The sequence below is a fragment of the Mesorhizobium sp. M7A.F.Ca.US.005.03.2.1 genome (assembly GCF_003997795.1).
GTDB lineage: Bacteria > Pseudomonadota > Alphaproteobacteria > Rhizobiales > Rhizobiaceae > Mesorhizobium > Mesorhizobium ciceri.
On sequence record NZ_RZRP01000266.1, the window covers coordinates 1 to 7,265 of the forward strand.

4 protein-coding genes and 2 pseudogenes are annotated in these 7,265 nt (G+C 64.9%); 2 read left to right on the forward strand and 4 right to left on the reverse strand.

The annotated features are described in order from the left end of the window. Window positions 1-347: pseudogene (locus tag EN991_RS16375) on the forward strand (antitoxin Xre/MbcA/ParS toxin-binding domain-containing protein); the annotation flags it as partial. A gap of 33 nt (window positions 348-380) precedes the next feature. Here the strand turns inward: EN991_RS16375 and EN991_RS16380 are convergent. Then, window positions 381-2,660, reverse strand: coding sequence for an NADP-dependent malic enzyme (locus tag EN991_RS16380; RefSeq protein WP_024501796.1), 2,280 nt, complete (start codon window positions 2,658-2,660; stop codon window positions 381-383). A 213-nt stretch (window positions 2,661-2,873) separates the two neighbouring features. Between EN991_RS16380 and mutS the strand changes: the two genes are divergently transcribed. Continuing rightward, complete coding sequence (gene mutS / locus EN991_RS16385; protein ID WP_127369139.1) at window positions 2,874-5,603, forward strand: DNA mismatch repair protein MutS; 2,730 nt, start codon at window positions 2,874-2,876, stop codon at window positions 5,601-5,603. On the opposite strand, the gene EN991_RS16390 is transcribed toward mutS, so the two are convergent. The 3 genes and pseudogenes from EN991_RS16390 to EN991_RS16400 form a co-directional block, all read right to left on the reverse strand. Then, window positions 5,604-6,449, reverse strand: a complete 846-nt coding sequence (locus tag EN991_RS16390) for an aldo/keto reductase (protein WP_063169905.1) — start codon at window positions 6,447-6,449, stop codon at window positions 5,604-5,606. It lies immediately after the preceding gene. Window positions 6,450-6,535: 86 nt separating this feature from the next. Next, on the reverse strand, window positions 6,536-6,928 hold the full coding sequence (locus EN991_RS16395; protein WP_013528057.1) for a DUF305 domain-containing protein: 393 nt from the start codon (window positions 6,926-6,928) through the stop codon (window positions 6,536-6,538). Window positions 6,929-6,971: 43 nt separating this feature from the next. Next, window positions 6,972-7,265, reverse strand: a pseudogene (locus EN991_RS16400) (copper-transporting ATPase); the annotation flags it as partial.

Genomic DNA, 7,265 nt, shown 5'->3' on the forward strand with positions numbered 1-7,265 from the left:
AATCGATGCTGATCGAGGACTGGGCCGGCCGCGTCGCCGGTTCGACCTATCTGGAAGAGCATCTGCGCATCGCCCGCTCGACCCTGCACCGCTGGCAGCGGCGGGGTGAGGTCATCGCCTTGCGCAAGGGCGGCCGCAAACATGTCTTCCCGCTGGTGCAGTTCGTCGACGGCCGGCCGGTTGCAGGCATTCGCGACGTGCTATCCCTGATCACCAATCCGAGGCTCGCATGGCTGTGGCTGACGCGGCCCTCGGCGCAGCTCGACGGCCGCGTCCCGATCGACTTGCTGCGGCAGGATCAGGTGGACGAGGTCGTCGAGGCCGCTCGCATATTCGCGCCGGGCTGAACGCCTCGCCGACTCACCGCTGAGGCCAGCCCCTCAAGTCCCCGCCGTGTACGCCGCGATCGCCGCCATGTTGACGATATCGCTGTCCTTGGCATTCAGCGACACGATCTGAACCGGCTTGTTCAGGCCGACCAGCAGCGGCCCGATCACCGTCGAGCCGCCGAGTTCCTGCAACATCTTGGTCGAAATCGAGGCCGAGTGGAACGCCGGCATGATCAGCACATTGGCCGGGCCGGTCAGGCGGATGAACGGATATTGCGCCATGGCGCGGGCGTTGAGGGCGACGTCGGCGGCCATTTCGCCGTCATATTCGAAATCGACGCGGCGCTTGTCGAGGATGCGCACGGCTTCCTGGACGCGCTCGGAGCGTTCGCCCTGCGGATGGCCAAAGGTGGAATAGGCGAGCATGGCGAGCCTCGGCTCATAACCCATGCGGCGGGCAAAGCCTGCCGCCTCCTCGGCGATGTCGGCGATCTGCTCGGCGTTCGGCATATCGTGCACGGCGGTGTCGGCGACCAGCACGGTCTTGCCCCGCGCCAGCACGATCGAGACGCCGATGACGCGGTGGCCGGGCTTGGCGTCGATGACGCGGCGGATGTCGTCGAGCGCGGTCGAATAGTTGCGGGTGACGCCGGTGACGATGCCGTCGGCGTCGCCCAGCGCCACCATGCAGGCGGCAAAGTGGTTGCGATCGTTGTTGATCAGCCGCTGGCAGTCGCGAAACAGGAAGCCTTTGCGCTGCATGCGCTCGTAGAGGTAGTCGGTGTAGATGCCGTTGCGGCGCGACAGCCTTGCATTGATGATCTCGATGCCTTGTTTGTTGAGATCGATGCCGGCGTGCTTGGCGTTTTCCTTGATGACGTCGTCGCGGCCGAGCAGGATGGCGGTGCCGAGCTTCTGGTTCACATAGGAGACGGCGGCGCGCATGACCTGTTCCTCCTCGCCCTCGGCGAAGACGATGCGCTTGGGCTGGCGGCGCACGCGGTCGTAGATGCGCTGCAGGGTCGAGGCGATCGGGTCGCGGCGGGCCGACAGTTCCTGCGCGTAACGGTCGAGGTCAAGGATCGGCTTGCGGGCGACGCCTGAATCCATCGCCGCCTTGGCGACCGCAATCGGAATGGCCGAGATCAGGCGCGGGTCGAACGGCACCGGGATGATGTAGTTGGGGCCGAATTTCGGCCGATTACCCTGATAGGCGGCGGCAACGTCGTCGGGCACGTCCTGGCGCGCCAGTGCCGCCAGCGCCTGGGCGGCGGCGATCTTCATGTCGTCATTGATGGTGGTTGCCCTGACATCCAGCGCGCCGCGGAAGATATAGGGGAAGCCGAGCACGTTGTTGACCTGATTGGGATAATCGGAACGCCCTGTGGCCATGATGGCGTCTGTGCGGATTTCGGCGACCTCCTCCGGCGTGATTTCCGGGTCGGGATTGGCCATGGCGAAGATGATCGGGTTCTTGGCCATCGACTGCACCATGGCGGTGGTCAGCGCGCCCTTGGCGGAGAGGCCGAGGAAGACGTCGGCGCCGTCGAGCGCCTCGGCGAGACTGCGCGCCTCGGTCTTGACCGCATGCGCCGATTTCCACTGGTTCATGCCTTCGGTGCGGCCCTGGAAAACCACGCCCTTGGTGTCGCACAGGATGATGTTTTCGGGCGAAAAGCCCATCGCCTTCATCAGCTCGATGCAGGCGATGCCGGCGGCGCCGGCGCCGTTGCAGACCATTTTCGTGGTCTTCATGTCGCGACCGGTGATCTCCAGCGCGTTGATCAGGCCGGCGGCGGAGATGATCGCAGTGCCGTGCTGGTCGTCATGGAAGACCGGAATGTCCATCAATTCGCGCAGCCGCTGCTCGATGATGAAGCATTCCGGCGCCTTGATGTCCTCGAGATTGATGCCGCCGAAAGAGGGCCCGAGGAAACGCACGCAGTTGATGAACTCGTCGGCGTCCTCGGTGTCGACCTCGAGGTCGATGGAATCGACATCGGCGAAGCGCTTGAACAGCACCGCCTTGCCCTCCATCACCGGCTTGGAGGCCAGCGCGCCGAGATTGCCGAGACCGAGGATAGCCGTGCCGTTGGAGATGACGGCGACCATGTTGCCGCGCGTCGTGTAGTCGAAGGCGCGCGAGGGGTCTTCGGCGATGGCCAGGACCGGAACCGCGACACCAGGCGAATAGGCGAGGCTGAGGTCGCGTTGCGTCGCCATCGGCTTGGTGGCGACGACCTCCAGCTTGCCGGGGCGACCCATGGCGTGGAATTCGAGCGCTTCCTGCGCACTGACGGACGGACCGCTGTTCTCGGTTTTCCTGGCCATGATGTTCTTGATTTCCTCACCGGTGCAGCACCTCGTTGAAGCGGGTGCTTTGTGTCGGACCGAATTAAGACCACGCGCCGCCGCGTGTAAACCGCCAGCGTGCGGAATCGCGGTTGGTACGCGCGATTGCGGGCATCCTGCCGTCCCGGTCGTCCCCTGTTTTTCGAAGCCCCGGCATTAAACCGCGCGATCACATCTGCTAGCGTGCGGCGCATGAACATGCACAGCCCGAACGAGCCGGACGCCCCCGAGGCGATGACGCCGGTGCCGACCGCCCACGCCGGCGCCACGCCGATGATCGAGCAATTCATCGAGATCAAGGCGGCAAACCCGGATTCGCTGCTGTTCTACCGCATGGGCGATTTCTACGAGCTGTTCTTCGACGATGCCGAGAAGGCGAGCCGGGCGCTGGGCATCGTCTTGACCAAGCGCGGCAAGTATCAAGGGCTCGACATTCCGATGTGCGGCGTGCCGGTGCATGCTGCTGACGACTATCTGCAGAAGCTGATCGGCCAGGGTTTCCGCGTTGCCGTCTGCGAACAGATCGAAGATCCGGCCGAGGCGAAGAAACGCGGCGGCAAATCGGTGGTGCGCCGCGATGTGGTGCGGCTGGTGACACCAGGCACCATCACCGAGGACAAATTGCTGGCGCCGTCGGAATCGAGCTTCCTGATGGCGCTGGGGCGGGTGAAAGGCGGAGCGGACCACTCCTTTGCGCTGGCCTGGATCGACATCTCGACCGGCGCCTTCCGCGTCACCGACACCACCGCCGACCGGCTTTTGGCTGACATCTTCCGTGTTGATCCGCGTGAGTTGATCGTTGCCGAGCCAGTGTTCCACGATCCGGAGCTGAAGCCGGTGTTCGACGTGCTCGGCCGCGTCGCCAGCCCGCAACCACCGTCACTGTTCGATTCGGCGTCGGCGACAGGGCGCATCGCCCGCTTCTTCGATGTGGCGACGCCGGACAGTTTTGGCGCCTTTTCGCGCGCCGAACTATCGGCGATCTCGGGCGCCATTGCCTATGTCGAGAAGACGCAGAAAGCGGAGCGCCCGCCGCTGTCGCGGCCCGAACGCGAGGAGCAGGGTTCGACCCTGTTCATCGATCCGGCGACACGCGGCAATCTGGAACTGCTGCGCACGCTGTCGGGCAGCCGCGAAGGCTCGCTGTTCAAGGCGATCGACCGCACGGTGACCGGCGGCGGCGCAAGGCTGCTCGCCGACCGGCTGATGGCGCCGCTGACCGACCCGGCGGCGATCGGCGCCAGGCTGGACTCAGTGTCGTTCTTCCGTTCCGAAACGCGACTTTGCCAGGCGGTGCGGTCGAGCCTGAAGAGCGTTGCCGACATGCCCCGCGCGCTGTCCAGGCTGGCGCTCAACCGGGGTGGGCCGCGCGACCTCGGCGCGCTGCGCGCCGGCTTCGAGGCTGCAGGCGCGATCGCCGAAATCTTTGCCGCCACCGCCCTGCCCCCGGAACTTGCGGCGGCATTGGCCGCCATCCATGCACTGCCCCAAGCGCTTTCGCAGCATCTGATGCAGGCACTTGGCGACGAACTGCCGCTGCTCAAGCGCGACGGCGGCTTCGTTCGTGGCGGCTACCATGCCGATCTCGACGAGATGCGGGCGCTGCGCGACGAATCGCGAAAGGTGATCGCCGGGCTGGAACGCTCGCTGATCGACGAGACCGGCATCCGCTCGCTGAAAATCCGGCACAACAATGTGCTTGGCTACTATATCGAGGTGACCGCCAACCATCATGCGGTGATGACCAGCAGCGATGGCGCCAAGGCGCGCTTCATCCACCGCCAGACCATGGCCAACGCCATGCGCTTTACCACGACCGAGCTTGCCGAGCTCGAGACCAAGATCGCCAATGCCGCCGACCGGGCGCTCAACATCGAACTGGCCGCCTTCGAGGCGCTGACGACGGAAGCGGTCGGCGAAGCGGAGAAGATCCGCGCCGGCGCCGATGCGCTGGCCGTGCTCGATGTCTCCGCGGCGCTCGCGCTTCTGTCGGAAAGCGAAGCCTGGTGCCGGCCGGTGGTGGATTCGAGCCTTGCCTTCGAGATTACGGGCGGGCGGCATCCGGTGGTCGAACAGGCCTTGCGCCGCTCCGGCGAAGGCCCGTTCGTCGCCAACGATTGCGACCTGTCGCCGGAGGGAGCTGCCCGGAACGGCGCCATCTGGCTCCTGACCGGCCCGAACATGGGCGGCAAGTCGACGTTTCTCAGGCAAAACGCGCTGATCGCCATCCTGGCCCAGACCGGCTCGTTCGTACCGGCGACATCGGCCCATATCGGCGTCGTCGAACGGCTGTTCTCGCGCGTCGGCGCCTCGGACGATCTGGCGCGCGGCCGCTCGACGTTCATGGTCGAGATGGTCGAGACGGCGGCGATCCTCAACCAGGCCGGTGAGCGCGCACTGGTGATCCTCGACGAGATCGGCCGCGGCACCGCCACTTTCGATGGCCTGTCGATCGCCTGGGCGGCGGTCGAATATCTGCATGAGAAGAACCGCTGCCGGGCAATCTTCGCCACCCATTTCCACGAAATGACCTCGCTGGCCGGCAAGCTGGCGCGGCTCCACAATGTCACCATGCGGGTCAAAGAATGGGAAAACGACGTCGTCTTCCTGCACGAGGTCGGCAAGGGTGCCGCCGACCGCTCCTACGGCGTGCAGGTGGCGCGGCTGGCCGGCCTGCCGGAAGCGGTGGTCGACCGGGCCAAGGAAGTGCTGCACCAACTGGAAGAGGGCGAAGTTTCGGGCAAGACCAACCGGCTGGTCGACGATCTTCCATTGTTTTCGGTGGCGGTGAAACGAGAAGCGCCGAAGCCGATCAAGAGCGACGCGCTGGGCGCGGCACTTGGCGACATCAACCCGGACGAAATGACGCCACGCGAGGCGCTGGAAGCGCTCTACCGGCTGAAGGGGTTGGCGGGGACGTAGTCAGATCATCTCCAACCCGCGCTTGCGCGCTGGTGGCGGGAAAGCGCGGTCGAGATCGGCGATGTCCTGCGGCGCAAGCTTGATGTCGAGCGCAGCGACATTCTGGCGGACATGCTCCTCGCTGCTGGCCTTCGGGATGGCGATGACGCCCTCCTGATGCATCACCCAGGCCAGGGCGATTTGCGCTGGGGTCGCATTGTGGCGCCCGGCAATGGCTTCGAGCCTGGCATTGCGCGCCAACGCACCCTGCTCGACCGGCGAATAGGCCATCAAGGGGATGCCGCGCTGCCGGCTCCAGGGCGCCAGATCGAATTCGAGGCCACGCCGGACCAAATTGTAGAGCACCTGGTTGGTCTGGACATTGCCGCCATCGGGCAGGCCGATCAGCTCTTCCATCTCGTCGGTGTCGAAATTGCTGACGCCCCAGTGGCGGATCTTGCCGGCCTTTTTCAGGGCCTCGAAGGCCGCGACGGTTTCCGTCAATGGCACGCTGCCGGGCCAATGCAAGAGATAGAGATCGATGCGGTCGGTGCGCAGGCGTTTCAGGCTGTTTTCGCAGGCCCGCTGCACGCCCGCGCGCGAGGCGTTCGACGGTAGCACTTTCGAGACCAGGAAGGTCTCGTCGCGGCGCCCGGCAATGGCTTCGGCCACCACCTCCTCGGCACCGCCGCTGGCATACATTTCGGCGGTGTCGATCAACGTGATGCCGAGGTCGAGGCCGAGCTTGAGGGCATTCACCTCATCGGCGCGGCGACGGGAATCTTCGCCCATCTTCCATGTGCCCTGGCCAAGCACCTGAACGGCTTCGCCGGAGGGCAGTTTGGTGGTTCTGATGGTCGGTGGCATGGCGGGCTCCAGTTAGGGCCGGATCGCATCGCAGGCTGGGCGATAAATCCAGAGGCGTTCTCGCCGCGCTGGCGATGGCTGAAGACTTACTTCACCGGATGGGCGGCGAGCCAGGCCTGCATCTGCTTGATCTCTGCTTCCTGCGCGGCGATGACGCCTTCGGCCAGCTTGCGGATTTCCGGGTCCTTGCCATTGGCAAGTTCAACCTTGGCCATGTCGATCGCACCCTGATGGTGCGGGATCATGCCTCTGACGAAATCGACGTCGGCATTGCCGGTATAGTCGGACGCCATCATGTCGGCATGCATCTTGTCCATCGCCGCCTTGTAGCCTTCCGTCGAAGGACTGGTCGCGTCCGTCGCCATAGCGCCCATGTCGTGTTTCATCTCTTCGCTCTGCGCCGGAACGCTTTCGAGGAAGACGGCAACCAGCATTCCGGCCGCCATCAGCAGCAGCACGAGTTTTTTGGCGAAGGTCATACATGGTCTCCTGTTGGATGGGTTTCGTATTTGGGGGCTTGGATCAGAGTTTCAATGTTCTCAGCCGCAATGCGTTTGCGATCACCGACACCGAGGACAGGCTCATCGCCGCCGCTGCCAGCATCGGCGACAGAAGCGTGCCAGTGAGCGGATAGAGCACGCCGGCGGCGACCGGCACGCCAAGCACGTTGTAGAGGAAGGCAAAGAACAGGTTCTGGCGGATGTTGCGGATCGTCGCCTGAGCCAGCGTGCGCGCCCGCACGATGCCGTTGAGGTCGCCTTTGACCAAGGTGATGCCGGCGCTTTCGACGGCGACATCGGCGCCGGTGCCCATGGC

Excerpts from the sequence above, each read along its gene's own strand:
- EN991_RS16380 (WP_024501796.1), bottom strand. The coding sequence starts at position 2,660 with ATGGCCAGGAAAACCGAGAACAGCGGTCCGTCCGTCAGTGCGCAGGAA.
- mutS (WP_127369139.1), top strand. The coding sequence starts at position 2,874 with ATGAACATGCACAGCCCGAACGAGCCGGACGCCCCCGAGGCGATGACG.
- EN991_RS16390 (WP_063169905.1), bottom strand. The coding sequence starts at position 6,449 with ATGCCACCGACCATCAGAACCACCAAACTGCCCTCCGGCGAAGCCGTT.
- EN991_RS16395 (WP_013528057.1), bottom strand. The coding sequence starts at position 6,928 with ATGACCTTCGCCAAAAAACTCGTGCTGCTGCTGATGGCGGCCGGAATG.